Genomic DNA, 21,245 nt, shown 5'->3' on the forward strand with positions numbered 1-21,245 from the left:
CCAAGTCGGGGGAGCGGCGCGCAAGCGGTGCCGCTCCCCCGGCCGGCCCTTGAGACAGGGCTGCCTAGATCGAGAATTGCCGACCGAGGGGGGTCGCCGGGTGTCTACTCTTACGATACTTGCCATACTCATTGGTTTAGGCATCTTTGCCTATTTCATCGGCCGCATGCGCAGCATCCAGGTCTGTGGCGGTGAGCAGCGCACGCTCCACTCGCGTCCAACCTACCACGGGTACTACCTCGCCAGTCTGACCGTCCTGCCGGCAATTATCCTGCTTGCCGCCTGGGGCGTCGCGGAACGGCCCGCAACCCGGTACATCGCCATGCAGGAGCTCGGGCCGCAGGTGCTGAAGGGCACGGATGCCGAGAAGGCGCTGGCCATGAGCGTGGTCGATTCAATCGCCGACGGCCTGCCCGAGCTTACCCCCGAAGAAGATGAGGTCCTGCGCAAGGCCCGGCTCGGATTCGTCACCACCTCGGATGCGCGCGACGTTTTGGGCCGGCACGGCGTCGTTCTCGGGTCCGATCCCGGGCGGAACGTAATCGCGGCCGCCGACGAACTGGCTTCGGCGCGCGCGACCAGCCGCATCATGCTGCCTATCGCCTGTTTTGCTATCGCGGCGCTCGGTTTCGCCTGGGGCTACTCACGCATCCGTCCGGGGCTACGCGCCCGCAACATCACCGAGTCGGTGATGCGCTCGGGGCTATTCCTGGCATCGACCGTTGCGGTGCTCACGACCGTCGGCATCGTCCTGTCGGTGCTTTTCGAGACCATCCACTTCTTCCAATTCGTGTCGCCGTTCGACTACTTTTTCGGGACGGTTTGGGATCCCCGCTTCGCGACGGTCGGCAAGGCGGAAGGCCAGTTTGGCCTCCTCCCGCTCCTGTGGGGCACCCTGTTCATCTCGGCGGTCGCGCTCTTGGTCGCCGTGCCGGTCGGCCTCTTCGCCGCGATCTACATGTCCGAATATGCCGGATCGAAGGTGCGCGCCTTCGCCAAGCCCTTGCTTGAGATTCTCGCGGGTATCCCGACCATCGTGTACGGCTTCTTCGCCCTGACTGTCTTCGGTCCGCTGCTTCGCGACCTCGGGTTCAATATCGGGCTCGATATCTCAGCCTCCAGCGTGCTGACCGCCGGCATCGTCATGGGCGTCATGATCATCCCCTTTGTGTCCTCGCTGTCCGACGACATCATCAACGCGGTGCCGCAATCGCTCCGCGAGGGGTCCTACGGCCTCGGGGCGACTCAGTCGGAGACGATCAAGAAGGTCATCTTGCCGGCGGCGTTGCCCGGCATCGTCGGCGCCGTGCTCCTAGCGGCGTCACGCGCCATCGGCGAGACCATGATCGTCGTGCTGGCGGCCGGCATCGCCGCCAACCTGACGCTCAACCCACTCGAGCCGGTCACAACGATCACCGTGAAGATCGTCAGCCAGCTCACCGGCGACCTTGAGTTCAACAGCCCACAGACCCTGGTGGCCTTCGCCCTGGGCCTCACGCTGTTCGTCATCACCTTGGCGCTCAACGTCTACGCCCTCTACATCGTGCGCAAATATCGGGAGCAGTACGAATAATGACCGACCAGACCGCCTCCCTCGCGTCCTTCACGGGCGAAGAAGCTCAGAAGAAGCTGCGCAAGCGGCATCGGGCCGAACGCCGGTTTCGCGCCTACGGGATTGCCGCGATCCTGTTCGCCCTTGCCTTCTTGTGCTTCCTGTTCGGGTCGATCTTCAGCCAAGGCTGGTCCGCCTTCCTGCAGACCTCCATCAAGCTGCCGGTCCAGTTCAGCCAGGAGGTGATTAATCCCTCCGGCAATCCGGACGCAGAAGATGAGATCTTCCGCGCCAACTACGTCAAGCTGGCGCGTGTAGCGCTCTATAAGGAACTCGGCGTCGACGCCGACAATCGCAAGGAGCGCCGGGCCGCCAACGATCTCTTGTCCCGCGGCGTCGACGTCCAGCTTCGTGACATGGTCTTGCGCGACCCGTCGATCATCGGCAAGACCGAGGATGTCTGGCTCCTTGCAAGCGACAACGCCGACGCGCTGCTAAAGGGGTCAATCGACCGCGAGACGCCGAGCGATCGCCGCGCGATGAGCGATCAGCAGGTCGCATGGATCGACCAACTCGTCGACAACGGCGACATGAAGAAGCGCTTCAACACTGGCCTGTTCCTGAACGGCGCCTCGAGCAGCCCGGAGACCGCCGGTCTCGGCGTCGCGCTCATCGGCTCCTTCTTCATGATGCTCACGGTGGTTTTGCTGGCGGTGCCTTTGGGCGTGTGCGCGGCGCTCTACCTCGAGGAGTACGCCCCCAAGGGCAAGATCGCGGACACGATCGAGGTGAACATCAACAACCTCGCGGCCGTCCCGTCCATTGTGTTCGGTCTTCTCGGCCTCGCGGTGTTCATCAATTTCTTCGGACTACCGCGATCGGCGTCTCTTGTCGGCGGTCTCGTGCTGACGCTCATGACGCTGCCGACCATCATCATCACGACGCGCGCCGCCATTCGCGCGGTGCCCCCGTCGATCCGCGAGGCGGCGCTTGGCGTCGGCGCGTCCAAGATGCAGTTGATCGGACACCACGTCCTACCATTGTCCTTGCCAGGCATTCTGACCGGGACGATTATCGGACTCGTGCAAGCGTTGGGTGAAACCGCCCCGCTCCTGATGATCGGTATGGTCGCCTTCGTGGTGGAATACCCGACGACTCCCCTCGAACCCGCGACGGGCCTGCCGGTGCAGATCTACATGTGGGCATCGTCGGCGGAGCGCGGTTTCGTGGAGCGCACCGCCGGTGCGACCATGGTTTTGCTGGCCTTCCTGATCGTCATGAACAGTTTGGCTGTGTATCTACGCAACAGGTTCGAACGCAAATGGTAAAGGGGACCGAAGCTATGGAGGCGAAGGTGGAAGACAGGCCTGCTACGACGGTCGAGCAGCCCGCCGAGCCGAAGGAGATGGGCGACGCCGCTCCTTCCGCACTTGGTGAGCTGAAGATGAAGGCGACGGACGTCAACCTCTGGTACGGCGAGAAGCAGGCACTGTTCGACGTCAACCTCGAGATCTTCGGTCAGTCGGTGACGGCCCTGATCGGTCCCTCCGGTTGCGGCAAATCCACATTCCTGCGGTGCCTCAACCGCATGAACGATGTGATCGATATCTGTAAGGTGAAGGGCGACATTCGCCTCGACGGCGAAGACATCTATGCACCGGAGGTCGACCCGGTGCAGCTTCGCGCACGCGTCGGCATGGTGTTTCAAAAGCCGAACCCCTTCCCGAAGTCGATCTATGAGAACGTCGCCTACGCGCCGCGCCTGCACGGCCTTTGCGCCACCAAGGCTCAAATGGACGAGGTCGTCGAGACCAGCCTCATCAAGGCGGGTCTTTGGGAAGAAGTGAAGGATCGGCTGGACGCGCCGGGCACCGGCCTTTCGGGTGGTCAGCAGCAGCGTCTTTGCATCGCTCGGGCCATCTCCGTGAACCCGGAAGTCCTTCTGATGGACGAGCCTTGTTCCGCTCTCGACCCCATTGCGACGGCGACAATCGAAACGCTCATGGATGAGCTTAAGGAAAATCTCTGCATCGCGATCGTGACCCACTCGATGCAGCAGGCCGCACGTGTATCCCAGCGTACGGCATTCTTCCATCTCGGCAAGCTCGTCGAGGTGAATGATACGTCTACGATCTTCACCAATCCGTCCGATCAGCGCACCCAAGACTACGTCACTGGTCGCTTCGGTTGATATCGGCGCTCAGGAGTCCGCCCCCCATGGAACAACAGAACGAACATACCGTCCGGTCCTACGAGGAGGAACTGTCTCTCCTCAACAACAAGATCGCCAAGATGGGCGGGCTTGCGGAGAAAGTCCTCGGACAGTCCTTTGAAGCGTTGGACCGCCGCGATCCGGATCTCGCCGCCAATACGATCGGCGAGGACGAGGAGATCGATCAGCTACAGCGCGAGATCGAAGAGCAGGCGGTGATCATGATCGCCCGCCGGCAGCCGATGGCTTACGACCTCCGGCAGATCATGGCCGCCTTGCGGATCTCGACCGATCTGGAACGGATCGGCGACCTCGGCAAGAACATTGCCAAACGCGCGGTCGCGGTCGTGACCGAGCAGCAGCCCAAGCAGCTGATGCTGGGTTTGAAGCATATGGGTGAGCTCTCGCTGAGCCAGCTCAAGGACGTTCTGGACGCCTTCATCGAGCGCGACGCCGAACGCGCGCTGAACGTCTGGTACAAGGATGAAGAGATCGATTCGATGTACAACTCGCTGTTCCGCGAACTCCTCACCTACATGATGGAGGATCCGCGGAACATCGGACTTTGCACGCATCTGCTTTTCGGCGCGAAGAACATCGAACGGGTCGGCGACCATGCGACCAATATTGCGGAGACCGTGTACTATCTTGTGCATGGACGGCCGATCACGGATCAGCGTCCGAAAGGCGATACGACAAGTTCGACGGCGTACACGTCGTTGCGAAGCTCGACCTTCTAACTGGGGGTGTGCGTCATGAACGCGGGAGCAAAGGTGCTGGTTGTCGAGGATGAAGAGCCTCTTGCTCTTTTGCTTCGCTACAATTTGGAGGCCGAAGGCTTTTCCGTCGATGTCGTGCATCGCGGCGACGAGGCCGAAGTGGCGATTGCGGAAAATTCACCAGACCTCATTGTCCTCGATTGGATGCTGCCGGGCCTGTCCGGGCTCGAGCTTTGCAGGCGGCTGCGAACGGGCAAGGAGTCCCGAACGATACCGATCATTTTGTTGACGGCGCGCAGCGAAGAGAATGACCGTATCCGCGGCCTAACGACCGGCGCGGACGACTATGTGGTCAAGCCGTTCTCGCTGCCCGAATTGATGGCGCGCGTGCGGGCCATCCTCCGCCGGACCAACCCGGAGCGGATTGCCTCCGTGCTTTCCGTCGGCGATATCGAGCTCGATCGCGACTCTCACCGTGTCACGCGAAACGGCCGCCAGGTCCATCTGGGTCCGACGGAGTTCCGCCTCTTGGAGTTTCTCATGCAGAGCCCCGGCCGCGTCTTCAGCCGCGCGCAACTCCTGGATGGCGTTTGGGGGCGGAATGTCTATGTCGACGAACGCACGGTGGATGTGCATATCGGCCGCCTGCGCAAGGCCATGATGCGCGGAAGCGAGCGCGATCCGGTTCGCACCGTGCGGGGCGCGGGCTACGCATTTTCGGACAAGCTGGAAGAGACGGTTTAGGCCCGCACCGGTGTGCCGGGCGCTCCCGGAGCAATTGATAGCCGTGGCCGCCAAGAAGAAAGGCGCCGGTCGTCCCGGCGCCTTCTATCGAATCTCGAACAGAGATTGTTCTTGGAAGAGAGGCTCAGCCAGTGGCTGAGCGCTTCTCCCGCCGCCGCGATTGAACCGGCTGAAACGCCATGCGGGCATGATGCTCACAGTAAGGCGATAGGCCGGTCTTCTTGCGCCCGCAAAAGTGGAACCCTTCCTCGGTCGGGTCGCCGATTGGCCATTTGCACATCGACTCCTTCAGCGTGAGGATGGTGGCGCGCTCATGCAGCGGGATCACCAGTTCCTCGACAGGAGCCGGCGCAGGAGCCGCCTCGTATTCTTCTTCGTAGGTCGGCTTCAGCGCGACGTTGCCGCGCGTGCCGAAAGTGATGGAAGGCGCCCTGTTTTGCCGGGGTGCCTGCGTGCGTCTCGGGCGCGGAACGCTGGACCGCGAGCTGGTCGCGCGTCCCGACAATCCGAGCCGATGCACTTTGCCGATAACCGCATTCCGGGTCACTCCGCCTAAGCGCCCCGCAATCTGGCTCGCGCTCAGTCCTTCGGACCAGAGCTTCTTCAGCAGTTCAACTCTTTCGTCAGTCCAAGCCATAATTTCGGCCTCCTCAGTTTGGACTCAGATTCCACCCGTCGTTAGCGACGGCATTTTTTTTGCAATACTCGGATTTACTGCTGAGAAATGACCGCTCGGGAGTCCACCGTGCCTACGACATCTGGTAGCCGAACGATTATTACCCTACTAAGGCCGGTAGGAACCGACAAGCGTCCGCCACGCTTGTGTGCCTCGTTTTCCACCGGAACGATTGGATTCTGCCATCACTCCGCGCGAAGCACAAACCCGAGGCTGAATAGAAGCGTGGAGAACCGTTGGATAAGCGGGTCATAAGGACAGATTGACTCAAGTGTGGTGCAGACCTAACACTCTGACACTGCTTGCTGCCGCCCGTTGGCGGCACTTTTGTTTCAAGAACACGGAAGTTTCATGTCGGCTCTCCTTCCGACCTATGCCCGCAGCGGATTGACCTTCGCGCGGGGCGAAGGCGCCTTTCTCTTTGACGAGACCGGCGCGCGCTATCTCGACTTCTCGAGCGGGATCGCGGTGACCGCGCTCGGGCATGCGCATCCGCATCTGGTTGCCGCTTTGAACGAGCAGGCGCAGAAGGTCTGGCACGTCTCAAACTTGTACGGCATTCCCGATCAGGAGCGGCTTGGCCAGCGGCTGTGCGACGCGACATTTGCCGACCGCGTGTTCTTTGCCAACTCCGGCGCCGAGGCCGTGGAGGCCTCGATCAAGTGCGCTCGGCGCTACCACTTCGCCAACGGCGCGCCGGAGCGCTTCAGGCTCATCACCTTCGAGGGCGCCTTTCATGGGCGTACGCTGGCGACCATCGCCGCCGGCGGCCAGGCCAAGCATTTGGAGGGCTTCGGGCCGCCCGTGGGCGGGTTCGATCAGGTGGCGGGCTTCGACATCGACGCCATCGAGGAGGTGATCTCGGATGAGACAGCCGGCGTGCTGCTCGAGCCGATCATGGGCGAGGGCGGCATGCGCGAAGTGCCGTATCGCTTCCTGCAGGACTTAAGGGCGCTGTGCGATGAGAAGGGCCTGCTGCTGATCCTCGACGAGGTGCAGTCGGGCGTCGGCCGCACCGGCCGCTTCTACGCGCACGAATGGGCTGAGATCACACCGGACATCATGGCCTCGGCGAAAGGTCTCGGCGGCGGATTCCCCGTCGGCGCCTGCCTCACCACGGAAGCCGTTGGCCAGGCCATGGTGCCCGGCACGCATGGATCCACGTTCGGCGGCAATCCGCTTGCCATGGCGGTCGGCAATGCCGTGCTCGACGTCGTTCTGGAGCCCGGCTTTCTCGAACATGTCGCGCAAATGGGCTTAAGATTGAAGCAGCAACTCGCCGGGATTGCCGACGAGCACAGCGAAATCATCGCCGAGGTGCGGGGCCAGGGGCTCATGATGGGACTGCAATGCAAACCGGAAAACACCAAGCTTGTCGCGGCGCTGCGCGAGCGGGGCATGCTGACTGTGCCCGCCGGTGACAACGTCGTGCGGCTGCTTCCGCCCCTGATCGTCGACGAAGAGGAAATCGACCTCGCCAGCCGCACCATCGATGCCGCTTGCATCGCCCTGAAAGCGGGTGATGCCGGTTAGGGCCCCTTCGTTTCAGCCTCCCCAATTTCAAGACAATCCATTCATGCCTTCGACGCCTTCCCATTTTCTCGATATTGACGCGCTGGATACTCGGACGCTGCGTGCCATCCTCGATGCCGCCGCCGCACTGAAGAAGGCGCGCAAGGTCCCGAAAGGCCTTGCCGTTCCGAAAGGCGCGGTCCTGGCCATGATCTTCGAAAAGCCATCTACGCGGACGCGCGTCTCGTTCGAGATGGCCATGCACCAGCTCGGCGGTGCGGCCATCGTGCTGAATGCTCAGGACATGCAGCTCGGCCGTGGCGAAACCATCGGCGACACGGCGCGGGTGCTTTCGCGCTATGTGGATGCGATCATGCTGCGCACCGGTCCGCACCAGGGCCTACTGGACTTCGCCGCGTATGCCGACATCCCGGTCATCAATGCGCTCACGGCGCGGTCCCATCCCTGCCAGATCATGGCCGACGTCCTCACGTTCGAAGAGCATAAGGGCCCAATCAAGGGCCGCGTGGTCGCCTGGATTGGCGACGCGAACAACGTCGCGACCTCCTGGGTGCACGCCGCGGCGCGTTTCGGCTTCACCGTGCGCATTGCGTCGCCGGCAGATTTCGGCCCGGACCAGGACCTCTTGGCTTGGGCCCGTGCCGAGGGCGCGCAGATCGAGGTCATGGAGGACGCGCGCGCGGCCGCTAAGGACGCCGATTGCATCGTGACCGACACGTGGGTCTCCATGGGCGACAAGGATGTCGCTGCGCGCAAGAGCGCGCTCGAGCCGTTCCGGGTGGACGAGGCGCTGATGGCGCTCGCCAAGCCCGACGCGATCTTCATGCATTGCCTGCCGGCCCATCGCGGCGACGAGGTCACCGACGCGGTGATGGACGGCCCGCAGTCGGTCGTGTGGGACGAAGCTGAAAACAGGCTGCACGCGCAGAAGGCCATTCTGGTTTGGTGCTTGAACAAGGGCCGCTTGCCGGCGCGCGCAGCGGCAAAGAAGAAGCCGTCGCGCAAGGCCGCATCGGCCAAACGGAAGCTCCCCGCCAAGAAGGCTACTGCAAAAAAGAAGGCTGCTGCTAGCAAGAACGTGGCCCCCAAGAAAACACGCACGGCTAAGAAAAGTACTGCAAAGAAGCCAGCCAAGAAGCGGGCGGGTAAGCGCGGAGGCAAGCGGTGAGCGAAACCGCCGCCACCGAGGCGATCGACTTTGCGGTGCCCGCGGATGACGTCGTGCTGCCGTTCCAGGCCGAGCAAGCGGATGTTCTAGGCCGTCTCGTCAAACTCGGATCCACCGTCGACACGATCCTGTCCCGGCACGACTATCCGGAGCCCGTCTCACGCTTGCTGGCCGAAGCCGTGGCGCTGACGGCGATGCTGGGGGCTTCGCTCAAGTCCGATGGCAAGCTGATCCTGCAGGCCTCTACAGACGGCGCTGTCGATTTGCTCGTGGTCGACTTCGTGGTCCCCGGCTCGATGCGAGCTTATGCCCGGTTCGATGCTGAGAAGCTCGCGGCCCTCGATCACAGCGACGACGCGGCGCTGCTGGGCAAGGGCCACCTCGCAATGACCATCGATCGAGGTGTGGACGCCGAGCGCTATCAGGGCGTCGTGCCCCTGGAAGGCAGCAGCCTCGCCGAGGCCGCGGACACCTATTTCAAGCAGTCCGAGCAATTGCCGAGCTTCCTGCGGCTCGCCGTGGCGCGGCATTTCCAAGCCGCAGACAACGGCGAGGGGACGTGGACCTGGCGGGCCGGCGGGCTGCTCGTCCAGAAGCTGACCCGCGAAGGCGGCATCGTCAGTCCCAAACGGTTCGAGGAAGATTGGACCCGGGCCAAAAGCCTCGCGGAAACCGTCGAGGATCATGAGCTCCTCGATCCGACGCTGCCGCCCGAACGGCTCCTGTTCCGACTCTTCCACGAAGAACAGGTACGCGTCTATCACGCCATCGAGTTGACGACCTATTGCAGCTGTTCGCGCGAGCGCGTCGGCGAAATGCTGCAGCGGTTTTCCGGCGAAGAACTCTCGGACATGGTGGTCGACGGCCGGCTCTGGGTGAACTGCGAGTTCTGCAACGCCCGCTACGACTTCGACCCGAAAGATTTCGGCGCCGCGTAGGCGCCTTGGCCTGCCTCTCTACGCGCTCATCCGGTCTATCAGCTTCGCAAGGAACGTGAGGCAATCCTCCATCTGTGAGATCGCGACGAACTCATCCGCCGCGTGCGCCTGCGCGATGTCGCCGGGCCCACATACGACCGCGGGACAACCGGCGTCCTGGAAGAGCCCGGCCTCCGTGGCATAGGACACGCCGGAGGCCCGGTTGGCGCCGGTCAGCGTCATCGCCAACGATACGGCTTCGGAGTCAGGACCGGCCGAGAACGCGGGCACGGACGTTTCGGTTTTCGTATCGATTGACGCATCCGGCGCGACAGCGCGCATGCCGGGCAGCAGCGTTCTTTCCGCGAAAGCCTCGAGCCGTTCGGGCGAGTCCTTGGCCTTGCTGCCGGGCAACCCGCGAAGCTGCCACAGCACGTCGCAATTGCGCGGCACGATGTTCGGCGCCGTGCCGCCGTCGACCATAGCCACCATCACCGTGGAATAGGGCGGATCGAAATGCGGATCGCTCTCGGACGCAGCGACCTCGGCAGCCATGCGGTCGATTTCTTCGACGAGCTTGGAAGCGGCGGAGATCGCATTCACGCCGATCACGGGCATGCTCGAATGCGCTTCCTTGCCGGTCACGGTGGTGCGGAACACATCGATGCACTTGTGGCCGTCGATGACCTGCATGCCGGTGGGCTCCCCGACAATTACGACCCGGGGCCGCGGCAAGTCCTCGCCAAGCCGGGCGATCATCGGCCGGACGCCGACACAGCCCACCTCCTCGTCATAGGAAATGAGGATATGGATAGGCTCAGATAGCGGCGCGGACTTGAACAGGGGCACGGCGGCGAGCACGCAGGCGATGAACCCCTTCATGTCGCATGTGCCCCGGCCATAGAGCTTGCCGTCGCGCTCGGTGAGCGTGAACGGATCGGACGTCCAGGACTGCCCAATCACTGGCACGCAGTCACTATGGCCCGAAAGCCCGACGCCGCCTTCGCCTTCACCAATGGTGGCAAAAAGGCAAGCCTTCTTGCCGTCGCCGTCCGGCACCAAGGTCGAGGCGATCCCGTACCCATCCAGGTACTCCCGCACGAAGGCGATCAGATCGAGGTTCGATTTCGCACTCGTCGTATCGAAAGCGATGAGCTTTGCGAGAAGCCCGATTGCGTCCTGAGTGCTTGTCGGTGTCGGCATGCTGCTATGTCAATGTTGCGAGGGCTTGCTCGAGATCGGCTTCGAGGTCGCCGGCGTCCTCGAGCCCGATGGAAATCCGGATCGTGTTGTCGAAGATGCCGAGTTCCGCGCGGGCCTCGGGGCTGAGGCGCTGATGCGTGGTGGTGGCCGGATGCGTGGCCAGGCTCTTGGCGTCGCCGAGATTGTTGCTGATCCTGACGATCTCGAGCGCGTTCAGAACGGCGAAAGCGTCTTCCTTTCGCGATCCGACCTCGAGGGCGACGAGCGGCCCGCCGAACGCCATCTGCTTCTTGGCGATGTCGTGCTGCGGATGATCCGCGCGGCCCGGATAGTGGACCCGTGTGACAGCAGGGTTGTCCGCGAGAAAGTCAGCGATGCGGGCCGCGGACTCGCAATGACGCGCCACGCGCAAGGGCAAAGTCTCCAGCCCCTTGAGCAGGACCCACGCGTTGAACGGGCTCAGCGAAGGGCCGGTGTGCTTCAGGAACGTGTGCAAGGTCTCGTCGATGAATTCCTGGGGGCCCAAGACCACGCCGCCGAGGCACCGTCCTTGGCCGTCGATGTGCTTCGTCGCCGAGTAGACGACGATATCGGCGCCGAGCGCCAGGGGCTTCTGGCCGAGCGGCGTCGCGAACACATTGTCGACAATAGTGAGCGCGCCGCAGCCTTTGGCGATCTTGGCCACAGCCCCGATGTCGACCAGATCCAGAACCGGATTGGTCGGCGTCTCGAAGAAGAAGGCCTTTGTGTTCGGCGTGACGGCCGCCTCCCAGCCGCCGAGGTTGCCGCCGTCCACGAGGGTCGAGGTGATGCCGTAGCGCGGCAGCAGATCCTCGACGATATAGAGGCAGCTGCCGAACAGCGCCCGGCTGGCCACGACGTGGTCGCCCGCCTTGAGTTGGCATAGGAGCGAGGCCGCGACCGCAGCCATGCCGCTTGCCGTGCCGCGGGCGGCTTCGGCGCCTTCCAGGGCGCACATGCGTTGCTCGAACATGGAGACGGTCGGGTTCGCGTAGCGGCTGTAGACATAGCCGTCCGTCTCGCCCTTGAACCGTGCCTCGGCTTCCTCGGCGTTCTCGTAGACATAGCCCGAGTTGAGGAAGACCGCTTCCGAAGTCTCGCCAAACTGGCTGCGCAGCGTTCCCTCGTGCACCAGCTGCGTGGCGGGACGCCAACGATCGCGGCTCTTGTTCTTCCCGGCCATGACCAACACTCCTCGTACGTTCTTACTGGACGCGATTCTGGCCGGCGGCATAAAAAAACCCGGATCTGGCAAGCGCCAAAAGCCGGGAAGTGTCTCGTCCGCGGCCTTTTAGCGACTTGTTTTACGTGGCTGCAAGCCGGCCGGCCAAATCACCACAGGCGAATTAATGTCGCGTGGGGGAAGGGGCGTCAAGCAAAAGGGCGCCTTTACCCGTCCGTCGGCACGGATACGCCGAGCCGGCGGGCCACGTCCCGCGCCGTCTGTTCCCGCCGCGCGGTCAGTCCGGCGGTCGCATTTCGAACGGCCGAAACGGCGGCTTCCGGCGCAGTATCGGGACTGCCGGCGTCGAACGGCGGATCCGGCGCATACTGCATGGCGAGCTGGATTGTCTTCGCGGCCTCATCTCCCCGCAGTATCGCGGCGACGCGCAACGCCCCGTCGATCCCAGACGTGACGCCGCCCGCGCAGACCAGATTGCCGTCCACGACCACACGGGCATCCACCGGCGTCGCGCCGAACAAAGGCAGCAGATGCTGGACTGTCCAATAGGTCGTGGCCTTGCGCCCTTTCAAGAGACCCGCAGCCCCGCAGATCAGCGCGCCCGTGCAAACCGAGAACAGGATTTTCGCCCCTTCCGCCTGGCGGCGGATCCAATGGAGCAGGGCCTCATCCCGCATGAGGGCTTCCTGGCCCCCGCCGCCCGGAATGTGCAGCACGTCCAGCTGGGGCGCATCCAGGACCGATCCGTCAGGCGTGAGCCGCAAGCCGCCCACGTCCGTTACCGGCGCGTCCGTCAGGCCATAGAGGCGGGTGGTGGTGTTGGGCAGACGGGCAAACACCTCGAAAGGGCCCGTGAGGTCGATCTGGTCCAGCCCCTCGAACAGCAACGAGCCGATCTCGAGGGGCTGATCGTCTGGAATCCGGCCTTCCGGGATCATGGGATGCCCTCTGGTGTTCCTTGTGAATCCGGGGGAGAATCGCATTCCCAGGATGACCCGCCACGCGGCAAATGCAATGAAGATCGGTTATGAGCCAGCCCGACCCAGTTTTTGACGCGCCCTCCGGGGAGGCGGCCCCCACAGGCGCCGCAGACGGAGCGAGCCGTGCCCTGTCCCGGACCGGCGTCCTTCCGAGTCAGGCGCTCCGCGCTCTCATCGCCGCAGGTGAAGTCGGCGGGTCGACCCCAATTGAAGAAGCCCAGATTCAGCCCGCCAGTCTCGATCTTCGATTGGGCGAGGTGGCCTATCGCATCCGGGCGAGCTTTCTGCCCGGCACCAAGGCGACGGTTCGCGACAAGCTCGAAGGTCTCACCTTCCACGAGATCGATCTGACCAAGGGGGCCGTGCTCGAAGCAGGCTGCGTCTATCTCGTTCCCCTCCAAGAGCACCTCGCGCTGCGTCCGACCATCGCGGCATTTGCGAACCCTAAGAGTTCCACGGGCAGGCTCGACGTGTTCACCCGGCTGATCGCCGACTATCAAGAAAGCTTCGACTACGTGGGAGAGGGCTATCGGGGTCCGCTCTTCGCGGAGATCTGCCCCCGGACCTTCTCCGTCAAAGTGCGCACGGGCACGCGCCTCAATCAGATCCGTTTCCGCCGCCGAGTCAGTCAGCAGGCGGACGAAGCGCCCGGCAGGATCGGCGACAAGCACTTGCGGGCCATCCACTCCGATGTGGGGCTTGTCGAGGGCGAGGCCGCCATCCGCGATGGACTCAATCTCCGCATCAGCCTCGCGCCGGTCGAGCCGGGCGGTATCGTAGGCTATCGCGCCCGGCGCTATGCGGGCGTGATCGATATGGACAATGTCGGCGGCTACGACGTCGGGCAATACTGGGAGGCAGTTTATCTCGGCAGCGACCAGCGCCTCGTTCTGGACCCGCAGGAATTCTACATCCTTGCGTCCAAGGAAAGCGTGTCGGTGCCGCCGGAATATGTGGCGGAGATGGCCCCGTTCGACCCGATGATCGGCGAGTATCGGGTGCATTACGCCGGCTTCTTCGATCCGGGTTTCGGCTACGCGGCCGGCAAGGTGCCGGGTGCCAAGGCGGTGCTCGAAGTCCGCAGTCTCGATATCCCGTTCATCGTGGAGGACGGTCAGATCGTGGGCCGGCTCGTCTATGACCGGCTCACTGAAATCCCCGAGACCCTTTACGGCCAGGGCATCGGCTCGCATTATCAGGCGCAAGGGTTGAAGCTGTCGAAGCATTTTCGTCAGCCTTAGGCCTATGGGACATCTGGGGTAGGGCCCGCATCAGCAACGCGGCGGCCCGCAATGGGGATCGGGGGGAATATCGCCATGGAGACGCTGACGGCAGCCATCACGTGGCTGAGCGGGATCGTTTGGGGCGTGCCGATGCTGGTGCTCCTGCTGGGCGTCGGCCTCTATCTGACCTTTGGCCTGAATCTCCGCACGATCAGGAATATGCCGCTCGCCTTTTGGATGCTGTGGCGTGGCCGCGTGGCCGAAGGCAAGGGCGATATCACGCCGTTCAATGCCTTGATGACCGCTCTTGCGGCGACCATCGGCACAGGCAACATCGCCGGCGTCGCCGCGGCGATTTTCATCGGTGGACCGGGCGCGGTGTTCTGGATGTGGATGACGGCCCTTGTCGGGATGGCCACCAAGTTCGCCGAGGCCGTGCTGGCCGTGCGCTACCGCGAGGTCGACGAGGACGGCAACTATGTCGGCGGTCCCATGTATTACATCAAGAACGGCATGGGCGCTCGCTGGGCTTGGCTCGGCACCTGCTTTGCCTTGTTTGCGGGCTTTGCCGGGTTTGGCATCGGCAACATGGTCCAGGCCAACTCCGTGGCGGACGCGCTCGAAGCGGCGTTCGGCATGCCCTTTTGGGCGACGGGCGTGTTGCTCGCTCTTCTCACGGGCCTCGTCCTGGTAGGCGGCATTCACCGCATCGGTGCCGTCGCCGGAAAGCTCGTGCCGTTCATGGCTATCAGCTATATCGTCGCCGGCACCGCCGTGTTGATCCTCCATGCCGACGCGATTCCCGGAGCCTTCGGCCTCATACTGACCCACGCCTTCTCGCCGATCGCCGCGACCGGCGGTTTCGCCGGCGCTGCTGTATGGGCGGCGATCCGCTTCGGCGTGGCACGGGGCGTGTTCTCCAACGAGGCCGGGCTCGGTTCCGCGCCGATCGCGCACGCCGCGGCCGAGTGCAAGGGGCCTGTCAGTCAGGGCCTTGTCGCTATGCTCGGCACCTTCATCGATACGCTTATCGTCTGCACGTTCACCGCGCTGGTGATCCTGAGCACCGGCGCTTGGACCAGCGGCGAGACCGGAGCGGAGTTGACCTCGCTTGCCTTCGAGACCGGGCTGCCCGGAATCGGCAGTCTGATCACGTCGCTCGCTCTTGCCGTCTTCGCCTTCACCACTTTGGTCGGCTGGAGCTACTACAGCGAGCGCGCTTGGCAATATCTGCTTGGCGTGAAATCCATCGTGCCCTTCCGGGTTATCTGGTCGTTGGCTCCCATCGTAGGCGCCACGATGAAGCTGAGCTTCATTTGGCTGCTTGCTGACGTGCTGAACGCCATGATGGCGATCCCGAATTTGATCGCGTTGGCCGTGCTCAGCCCCGTGGTGTTTGCCGCGGCGCGGGAGTTCTTCGCCACGCGCGGCAAGTCCGAAGACAATCCCTTTTAGCCTTCGTGCCTAACCGCCAGCACTCTTGACCGTTTCGGCCCACATCAGGAAGCCGAGGGCGCCCGCGTTGACGACCATCCACAGCAGCGTAAGCAGCCCGACCCGAATGAGCATGGGCCGGTCGACGGTGCCTGCCTTGTCGCGCTGGCGGTACCACAGCCAGATCAGGACGAGCGGGAGGATCAGTAGGAGCAGCGAGAACGCCAGGTAGGCGCCTCGCAGGGCGGGATCGGAAAGCGCTTGGGCGAATGCATGCATGGCTGGACCCTAGATGGGAGTGCCCCAGTGGGCAATCCTGCCGTGGTGACGCAGCCTTGCAGTGGCGTAAGGCCTGTCCATATGCGATTGTCACGTATTCCAGCGGCAAACGACATTTCAGGGGTTCGGGGGAAGATGAGACACGTTGCGAGCGCATTCCTGGTGGCTGTCGTCATGAGCGTCAGCGCCGGACAGACCGGTCACGCCCAGAGCGTTCAGGAACTTGCGAAGAGTGCCGCGAGCGAGGCGAAGAAAGGCAACGATCTCGAGGCCTACAATACGATCCGCAAGGCAGCGCTGAGTATCTGGGAGCAAGGCCCGCTCATGTTCCGAGAGGCCCTCTTCGTGAAGTCTGCGCCGACCGGCTACGGCATCTACGATCCCCGTCCCAACGCCGTCTTTAAGCCGGGCGAAAAGCTGATCATCTATGTGGAGCCCGTGGGCTTCACCTGGAAGAAGCAGGGCGGCTTGAACCACGCGGAGCTCGTCTCCGACCTCATCCTGAAGGACAGCGAGGGAAAGGTGCTGGGCGAGCAGGAGGGCTTCGGGACCTTCACCTTCGACAGCCGCGACAACAATATGGAAGTAATGACGGCCCTCACGATCGATTTCACCGAGGCGCCGACCGGCAAGTACGTGGCGGAACTGAAATTCACCGACAAGCTTGGAAAGAAGTCCGCCTCCTTCGAACTTCCCTTTGAAATCAAGGCCGAGGACAGCGAGCCCGACAAGACCGATGACGGCAAGCCCGACAAGGCCGAGGACGGCGAGTCCGGCACGGATCAGTAGCCCGGCAGGCGGCGTCCGCGACGTGAGGTTCTCAGTGACTTCCGTTTTGGCCGAAAACGGGAGTGTTTTGTTGACTTGCAATTATTAGATGCAACAATTGCGCATCGCACTTATTTGTACGGGGCTCGCGCATTGGAGACGTCCGCTTCGCCATACGCCCATCGGCCGCTCGACTTTGTCGAGAAGATCGAGGGCCTAAAAGACTATGACGCCATTTGTGCTGCGATCTCCGAGGAGCTGGCCTGGTACGGCTTCACGTGCGTCACCAGCTTCATCATGCCCGGACCTGGTGAGCCCTTTAAGAAGGGCGTGCATCTCAATACCCGGCCCCAGGACTACGTCGATCACTACGAAGAAAAGAACTACATCCTGCGCGACCCCGTGGTCACGGAGTTGCGCGATTCGGTGCGGCCGTTCTCATGGAGCGATGTGGTGGAGCGCCGGGACCTGAGCCGGGCAGACAAGCGGATTATCGAGGAGGCGCGGGAGTTCGACGTCAATGACGGGCTGATCATCCCGATCGTGACCCTGTCCGGCGGGCTGTCCGTGTTCAGCCCGTGCGGCCGGAACCCGGATCTCTCCCAAGAAGCACGCCGCGCCGTTGAACTGATATCGCTGTACAGCCATCAAGCGCTCAAGCGTGTCCTTCTGGAGCAGGTTCGCGGCAGCGAAGCGCATACGCCGCTGACGCCCCGCGAGAAGGAGGTGATGCGCTGGATCGCCGCCGGGAAATCCGACCAGGAAATCGCCGGCATTCTGTCTATCTCGCCAGCCACCGTGACCGTGCATGTGGAGCGCGCCAAGCGCAAACTCGATGCATTCCGGCGCACTTTCGCCGTCGTAAAAGCCATCCGCTTTGGCGAAATCACGCTGTAATGCGCTGATTTATCTGAAAAATTTAGGCAATACAAAGAAACTAGGATAGTCCTGGCCCTCTTCTTTACGGCCTGATTGCCCCCGCGATTCAACTCGGGGGGCTTGACGATGGTCCAGGTCATTGAGGGTAAGGACAGGGCGCGCCACGCTAATCTGTTCGAGACGATTTTCCGCGCACGGTACGAGACATTCGTCGTCAATCGCTGCTGGTCTCTGCCCGCCCGAAATGGGCTTGAGATCGATCAGTACGACACCGAGCAAGCTGTTTACTTCGTCGACATCGACGAGACCGGGCATTTGCAGGGGGCTGTACGCCTGACGCCCACGACCGTCGCGTCGCTCACCGCCGACTACTATCCGCACCTGTCCGATGGCGGCACCGCCTTGCGCGATCCATTCGTGTATGAGGGGACCCGCTACATCGCATCGCCGCGGGAGAAGACGGCCGAGAGCAACCGGGTCGTGAAGGCCCGCATCCTCGGCGCCATGACCGAGTGGGCTTGGAGCTTCGGCATCCGGCATATCCAGACGGTCATCGATGCGCCGCTCCTAAGAAGCTTCAAAAAGGTCAATTCGCAGACCTTCGCACTCGGGTCCGCGCACCCTTACGGCGGCGGCAAGGGAGTGCCCGGCGGCGGCACCTGCATGGCCATCCGGCTTCCCGTGACCGAGCGCGCCATTACCGAGATTCGAAGCTACGGCGCGCTGGACTCATCGCCGGCGCCGGAACCCTTCGCTTATCCGAATACTGCTCCGCAGTTCAGAGACGTTGCCTAGCGCTGTTCATCAGAGGGAGTTGATCAGATGTCACACCACATCACACGAGCGGTGACGCAAGACGAAATTGCAGCCTACAAGCAGGCCGGGGTGGTTCTTCTAAAGGGCATTCTCAGCCTCGCGTCGGTCAATAGCTTGAGACGTTCCATCGATCTCACGGTGAACAAGCTCGACGATAGCCCGAGCGGATACGACTTCACCAAAATCCTGAAGGCCACGGCCGACAACGACTTCGATCAGCTCCGCGCCATGAGCGACGGTCAGTACGACCTCGAGGCGATCATGGATTACGTCAAATCGACCGGGAAGCCGCTTCTGGCCGATGAGGGTTCCGAAGCGCGCCAGGGGGCGTACTTCATCGATACTGGCGTCGCCGCGCGGCTCGACAGCTATCGCCAGCTTTGTACGCACGGCGCGCTGCCGGAGATCGCGGGACAGTTGCTGCAATCGGGCACGGTCCGGTTCTTCGGCGATCAGGTCTTTGTCAAGGAGCCCAACACGCCTGGCAAGACCGCCTTTCATCAGGATGCGACCTATTTCGAGATCGAAGGCGAGCAATGTTGCGTCATGTGGGTTCCCGCCGATCCGGTCACCTTGGAGACAGGCGCGATGATGTATGTGCGCGGCTCGCACCGCGACGGCACGCTCTACAAACCCAATGTCTTTATCTCGCAGGCGCCGCTGCCGGGATCGGAAGGCGCGGATCTGCCAGACATCGAGAACAATTTGGACGACTACGACATCGTCCACTTCGACGTGGAACCGGGCGATGTCCTTGTCCATCATTACCGGACCATCCACGGCACGGGCGGAAACCAAAGCCGCTACCAGGTCCGCCGGGCCGCGTCGATCCGCTACTGCGGTGACGACATTCGTTTCAAGGAACGTCCCTGGGCGCCGGCTCAGCTGCATCACACCAGCCGGCTGAAGACGGGCGATCCGCTAAGCGGTCCGGACTTCCCGATCGTCTGGGAGAGCAGCCCCGGCGATCCGATGGTTATGGACGCGGGAGCCGGAACGGCTGCGGATCAACTAGCCGGGACCCACGCGGCGTGAGGCGCCGCCCTACCAGTGCCGGCTGGCCGCCGCTGGAGAACGAGTCCATTGAGGCGAACGACGGTGGGATCGACGAAATTGCCGATCCCGATCCCACCGTGAATTTCCCACAATGGTCTCGGACCCTGCTGCTATTGCTCGACTACGCCATTATCGAGGGACTGCAGCACCGGCAGCACAATTTCGTGCACTACTTGAAGCTCGCGGAAGCTGAATTGAGCAAGGTCCTCGCCGACAGCGTGGAGTGCGAGGACTCCGACGTCGGAGAAGAAGCGCCTTCGCCGTCGAAGGCGCATTGAGTTGGCTCGACCTACTTGGCGCCGTTCTCTTCAGGCTGGCTGCCCGCGATACCTTCCACGAGGTTCACGACCGAGCGTCGCAGCGCTGCGTCGTCGATATCGGCGAAAGCGCGGACAAGGCGTAGAGCCTGTTGATCGCCGACGAACTTGATGGGCGACTCTGTTTCATCCGTCTGTGGGCCTGCTCCGTCAAAGAAGGCGTGGATCGGCACATCGAGAGCTGTGGCGATCTGCATGAGCCGGCTCGCACCTACGCGATTTGCACCGTTTTCGTACTTCTGAATTTGCTGGAAGGTCAGACCAAGAAGGTTGGCAAGATCGGTCTGTGACATCTTCCGCTCTAACCGCCAAAAACGGATGTTGTGTCCAACTACCACATCTGTCTGTTGCGGCGATTTCTTTCCCATATTCGCTCCTGTGATGCGCTGAGTGTCGATAACCAATTACAGTTGTTGGCCCCGGTTGCAATAGGGCTTAAGACAGAGCAGGCGCATAATTTAGAGTCATTATAGACTAGGGCGTAAGTCTCTGAAGTTGCGTGATAGGTTGGGTCTATCCAACCGGCCCTGCTGAGCATGATGCCCCGCCCAGCACGCAAAACCGCGCACAGTGCGGGTGGCAAAGTTTGACCGTACCCTGATCAAATAAGCCACCATCGGCCGCGGCCGCCTGCGCCAGCGTGGCGCCCATACCAAAACGTGGAACGTCCGTGAGCAGAGTGCAGGGCAGTACGACAGGGACTGTGTCGCCCCGCCTCTTCGCAACCATGCGGCTCGACGCGCACATCATTTTGCTGGGCGAAAGATTCAAGATGTCCCAGCACCCCTCGGTGATCTCAGGCACATCTTCTTGCGCATCCATTTCGGGAAACAGCACAAGCGCATCCGGCCGTTCAGCAGGAATGGGCCACGAGCGGGCTGCGATCAGCGCGGCATAACCGGCCCGCGCGGCTCGTTCTGATTCGCCCCAGCATGTCCGCCCGGCGAGCGCGATCGAAAAGCCCTCCGCCGCGAGCCAGTCGATCCCTTCCAGTGTCTTGTCGAATGTGCCGGCGCCGCGCTCTTCGTCGTGCAGCGCAGCCGTGTAGTGATCGAGACTTACGCGTAGAGTCAGCCGGTCGCCGTGCGCCTCCCGGAGCGCGAGCAGCCCGTCGCGCACATGCCGCCGCATCATCGGCTGCATGGCGTTCGTTAGGACGAGGGCGGAGAAATGCCGATCGAGCGCGTCCTCGAGCATCCCGAGCATGTCGGGGTTCATGAAAGGCTCACCGCCCGTGAACCCGATCTCCCTCACCGGCCAGCCGTCGTTCTCGATCTCGTCGAGGAACGCGGCTGCTTCCGCCCGGCTGATATAGACGAAGGCGTCGTTCGTCGGACTCGATTCGATGTAGCAGTTGCGGCAGGCGATGTTGCAAAGCGTGCCCGTATTGATCCACAGCGTACGCAGCTGCGCGAGCGGGACACGGGCGCGGCGTTTGCCGTCGGCGGTCAGGTCCGGATCGGAGAACTTTTGTGTCGGCGTAACGAGAGTAGCGTCAGTCATCGGCGCGGCGGCTCGATCCTCAGTGCTTTTGCGCGCATTAACCGATGCGGCCTGGCGAACCG

General features: G+C 62.7%; 21 protein-coding genes, 1 pseudogene and 1 riboswitch. Of the genes and pseudogenes, 15 read left to right on the plus strand and 7 right to left on the minus strand.

The features are described from left to right. Positions 1-100 precede the first annotated feature (100 nt). The 5 genes from pstC (at position 101) to phoB (ending at position 5,227) form a co-directional block, all read left to right on the plus strand. On the plus strand, positions 101-1,573 hold the full coding sequence (pstC, locus tag GL4_RS04020) for a phosphate ABC transporter permease subunit PstC (protein WP_045364829.1): 1,473 nt from the start codon (positions 101-103) through the stop codon (positions 1,571-1,573). Further along, a complete protein-coding gene (gene pstA, locus GL4_RS04025; RefSeq protein ID WP_045364832.1) occupies positions 1,573-2,880 on the plus strand; it encodes a phosphate ABC transporter permease PstA in 1,308 nt (435 codons plus the stop codon). The genes pstC and pstA overlap by 1 nt, the downstream gene beginning before the upstream one ends. Positions 2,881-2,957: 77 nt before the next feature. Next, entirely contained in the window at positions 2,958-3,743 is a 786-nt protein-coding gene (pstB, locus tag GL4_RS04030; protein WP_045369387.1) for a phosphate ABC transporter ATP-binding protein PstB, read from the plus strand. Positions 3,744-3,769: 26 nt separating this feature from the next. After that, positions 3,770-4,504, plus strand: a complete 735-nt coding sequence (gene phoU / locus GL4_RS04035) for a phosphate signaling complex protein PhoU (protein ID WP_045364835.1) — start codon at positions 3,770-3,772, stop codon at positions 4,502-4,504. 15 nt (positions 4,505-4,519) lie between these two features. After that, entirely contained in the window at positions 4,520-5,227 is a 708-nt protein-coding gene (gene phoB, locus GL4_RS04040; RefSeq protein WP_045364838.1) for a phosphate regulon transcriptional regulator PhoB, read from the plus strand. Between the two features lie 124 nt (positions 5,228-5,351). Here the strand turns inward: phoB and GL4_RS04045 are convergent, their stop codons facing one another. Further along, on the minus strand, positions 5,352-5,864 hold the full coding sequence (locus GL4_RS04045; protein WP_045364841.1) for a GcrA family cell cycle regulator: 513 nt from the start codon (positions 5,862-5,864) through the stop codon (positions 5,352-5,354). Between the two features lie 390 nt (positions 5,865-6,254). On the opposite strand from GL4_RS04045, the gene GL4_RS04050 reads away from it, so the two are divergent. The 3 genes and pseudogenes from GL4_RS04050 (at position 6,255) to GL4_RS04060 (ending at position 9,542) form a co-directional block, all read left to right on the plus strand. Next, the gene (locus GL4_RS04050; protein WP_045364844.1) at positions 6,255-7,436 is read left to right on the plus strand and encodes an aspartate aminotransferase family protein; all 1,182 of its coding nucleotides are present in this window, start codon (positions 6,255-6,257) and stop codon (positions 7,434-7,436) included. A 43-nt stretch (positions 7,437-7,479) separates the two neighbouring features. Beyond that, positions 7,480-8,391, plus strand: a pseudogene (gene argF / locus GL4_RS04055) (ornithine carbamoyltransferase); the annotation flags it as partial. A gap of 209 nt (positions 8,392-8,600) precedes the next feature. Beyond that, entirely contained in the window at positions 8,601-9,542 is a 942-nt protein-coding gene (locus GL4_RS04060) for an Hsp33 family molecular chaperone (RefSeq protein ID WP_045364847.1), read from the plus strand. A gap of 18 nt (positions 9,543-9,560) precedes the next feature. Here GL4_RS04060 and argE read toward each other — a convergent pair whose 3' ends face one another. The 3 genes from argE to GL4_RS04075 form a co-directional block, all read right to left on the minus strand. After that, complete coding sequence (gene argE, locus GL4_RS04065) at positions 9,561-10,724, minus strand: acetylornithine deacetylase (protein WP_045364850.1); 1,164 nt, start codon at positions 10,722-10,724, stop codon at positions 9,561-9,563. A 4-nt stretch (positions 10,725-10,728) separates the two neighbouring features. Beyond that, positions 10,729-11,928 (minus strand): O-succinylhomoserine sulfhydrylase, encoded by a 1,200-nt coding sequence (locus tag GL4_RS04070; protein WP_045364853.1) that lies wholly within the window; start codon positions 11,926-11,928, stop codon positions 10,729-10,731. Between the two features lie 88 nt (positions 11,929-12,016). Continuing rightward, positions 12,017-12,094: riboswitch (SAM riboswitch) on the minus strand. A 40-nt stretch (positions 12,095-12,134) separates the two neighbouring features. Continuing rightward, positions 12,135-12,866, minus strand: coding sequence for a DJ-1/PfpI family protein (locus GL4_RS04075; protein WP_045364856.1), 732 nt, complete (start codon positions 12,864-12,866; stop codon positions 12,135-12,137). A gap of 89 nt (positions 12,867-12,955) precedes the next feature. Between GL4_RS04075 and GL4_RS04080 the strand changes: the two genes are divergently transcribed. Beyond that, positions 12,956-14,149 carry a 2'-deoxycytidine 5'-triphosphate deaminase gene (locus GL4_RS04080; RefSeq protein WP_082025453.1) on the plus strand — a complete coding sequence of 398 codons (1,194 nt, stop codon included), beginning with the start codon at positions 12,956-12,958 and terminating at the stop codon, positions 14,147-14,149. A gap of 75 nt (positions 14,150-14,224) precedes the next feature. Next, positions 14,225-15,586, plus strand: a complete 1,362-nt coding sequence (locus tag GL4_RS04085; protein ID WP_045369393.1) for an alanine/glycine:cation symporter family protein — start codon at positions 14,225-14,227, stop codon at positions 15,584-15,586. Between the two features lie 9 nt (positions 15,587-15,595). Here the strand turns inward: GL4_RS04085 and GL4_RS04090 are convergent, their stop codons facing one another. After that, positions 15,596-15,844, minus strand: a complete 249-nt coding sequence (locus GL4_RS04090; RefSeq protein ID WP_045364859.1) for a hypothetical protein — start codon at positions 15,842-15,844, stop codon at positions 15,596-15,598. 135 nt (positions 15,845-15,979) lie between these two features. Between GL4_RS04090 and GL4_RS04095 the strand changes: the two genes are divergently transcribed. From GL4_RS04095 to GL4_RS04115, 5 genes are all read left to right on the plus strand, one after another. After that, positions 15,980-16,633, plus strand: coding sequence for a hypothetical protein (locus GL4_RS04095; protein ID WP_045364862.1), 654 nt, complete (start codon positions 15,980-15,982; stop codon positions 16,631-16,633). A 132-nt stretch (positions 16,634-16,765) separates the two neighbouring features. Beyond that, on the plus strand, positions 16,766-17,509 hold the full coding sequence (locus tag GL4_RS04100) for a LuxR family transcriptional regulator (RefSeq protein WP_052464101.1): 744 nt from the start codon (positions 16,766-16,768) through the stop codon (positions 17,507-17,509). A gap of 108 nt (positions 17,510-17,617) precedes the next feature. Next, positions 17,618-18,286: an acyl-homoserine-lactone synthase gene (locus GL4_RS16540; protein WP_052464102.1), complete on the plus strand. Its 669-nt coding sequence runs from the start codon at positions 17,618-17,620 to the stop codon at positions 18,284-18,286. A 27-nt stretch (positions 18,287-18,313) separates the two neighbouring features. After that, positions 18,314-19,342 (plus strand): phytanoyl-CoA dioxygenase family protein, encoded by a 1,029-nt coding sequence (locus tag GL4_RS16545; RefSeq protein ID WP_082025455.1) that lies wholly within the window; start codon positions 18,314-18,316, stop codon positions 19,340-19,342. After that, positions 19,339-19,641: a hypothetical protein gene (locus GL4_RS04115; RefSeq protein ID WP_045364865.1), complete on the plus strand. Its 303-nt coding sequence runs from the start codon at positions 19,339-19,341 to the stop codon at positions 19,639-19,641. Before GL4_RS16545 ends, GL4_RS04115 begins: the two co-directional genes overlap by 4 nt. 11 nt (positions 19,642-19,652) lie before the next feature. Here the strand turns inward: GL4_RS04115 and GL4_RS04120 are convergent, their stop codons facing one another. After that, the gene (locus tag GL4_RS04120; RefSeq protein WP_045364868.1) at positions 19,653-20,048 is read right to left on the minus strand and encodes a helix-turn-helix domain-containing protein; all 396 of its coding nucleotides are present in this window, start codon (positions 20,046-20,048) and stop codon (positions 19,653-19,655) included. Positions 20,049-20,193: 145 nt separating this feature from the next. Beyond that, on the minus strand, positions 20,194-21,183 hold the full coding sequence (locus GL4_RS04125; protein WP_045364871.1) for a radical SAM protein: 990 nt from the start codon (positions 21,181-21,183) through the stop codon (positions 20,194-20,196). Positions 21,184-21,245: the final 62 nt, after the last annotated feature.

The organism is Methyloceanibacter caenitepidi (assembly GCF_000828475.1).
In the GTDB taxonomy this organism is placed as follows: domain Bacteria; phylum Pseudomonadota; class Alphaproteobacteria; order Rhizobiales; family Methyloligellaceae; genus Methyloceanibacter; species Methyloceanibacter caenitepidi.

Excerpts from the sequence above, each read along its gene's own strand:
- GL4_RS04070 (WP_045364853.1), bottom strand. The coding sequence starts at position 11,928 with ATGGCCGGGAAGAACAAGAGCCGCGATCGTTGGCGTCCCGCCACGCAG.
- GL4_RS04085 (WP_045369393.1), top strand. The coding sequence starts at position 14,225 with ATGGAGACGCTGACGGCAGCCATCACGTGGCTGAGCGGGATCGTTTGG.
- argE (WP_045364850.1), bottom strand. The coding sequence starts at position 10,724 with ATGCCGACACCGACAAGCACTCAGGACGCAATCGGGCTTCTCGCAAAG.
- GL4_RS04090 (WP_045364859.1), bottom strand. The coding sequence starts at position 15,844 with ATGCATGCATTCGCCCAAGCGCTTTCCGATCCCGCCCTGCGAGGCGCC.
- GL4_RS04095 (WP_045364862.1), top strand. The coding sequence starts at position 15,980 with ATGAGACACGTTGCGAGCGCATTCCTGGTGGCTGTCGTCATGAGCGTC.
- GL4_RS04125 (WP_045364871.1), bottom strand. The coding sequence starts at position 21,183 with ATGACTGACGCTACTCTCGTTACGCCGACACAAAAGTTCTCCGATCCG.
- GL4_RS04045 (WP_045364841.1), bottom strand. The coding sequence starts at position 5,864 with ATGGCTTGGACTGACGAAAGAGTTGAACTGCTGAAGAAGCTCTGGTCC.
- pstB (WP_045369387.1), top strand. The coding sequence starts at position 2,958 with ATGGGCGACGCCGCTCCTTCCGCACTTGGTGAGCTGAAGATGAAGGCG.
- phoB (WP_045364838.1), top strand. The coding sequence starts at position 4,520 with ATGAACGCGGGAGCAAAGGTGCTGGTTGTCGAGGATGAAGAGCCTCTT.
- GL4_RS04080 (WP_082025453.1), top strand. The coding sequence starts at position 12,956 with ATGAGCCAGCCCGACCCAGTTTTTGACGCGCCCTCCGGGGAGGCGGCC.
- pstA (WP_045364832.1), top strand. The coding sequence starts at position 1,573 with ATGACCGACCAGACCGCCTCCCTCGCGTCCTTCACGGGCGAAGAAGCT.
- GL4_RS04120 (WP_045364868.1), bottom strand. The coding sequence starts at position 20,048 with ATGGGAAAGAAATCGCCGCAACAGACAGATGTGGTAGTTGGACACAAC.
- GL4_RS16540 (WP_052464102.1), top strand. The coding sequence starts at position 17,618 with ATGGTCCAGGTCATTGAGGGTAAGGACAGGGCGCGCCACGCTAATCTG.
- GL4_RS04075 (WP_045364856.1), bottom strand. The coding sequence starts at position 12,866 with ATGATCCCGGAAGGCCGGATTCCAGACGATCAGCCCCTCGAGATCGGC.
- phoU (WP_045364835.1), top strand. The coding sequence starts at position 3,770 with ATGGAACAACAGAACGAACATACCGTCCGGTCCTACGAGGAGGAACTG.
- GL4_RS04050 (WP_045364844.1), top strand. The coding sequence starts at position 6,255 with ATGTCGGCTCTCCTTCCGACCTATGCCCGCAGCGGATTGACCTTCGCG.
- GL4_RS16545 (WP_082025455.1), top strand. The coding sequence starts at position 18,314 with ATGTCACACCACATCACACGAGCGGTGACGCAAGACGAAATTGCAGCC.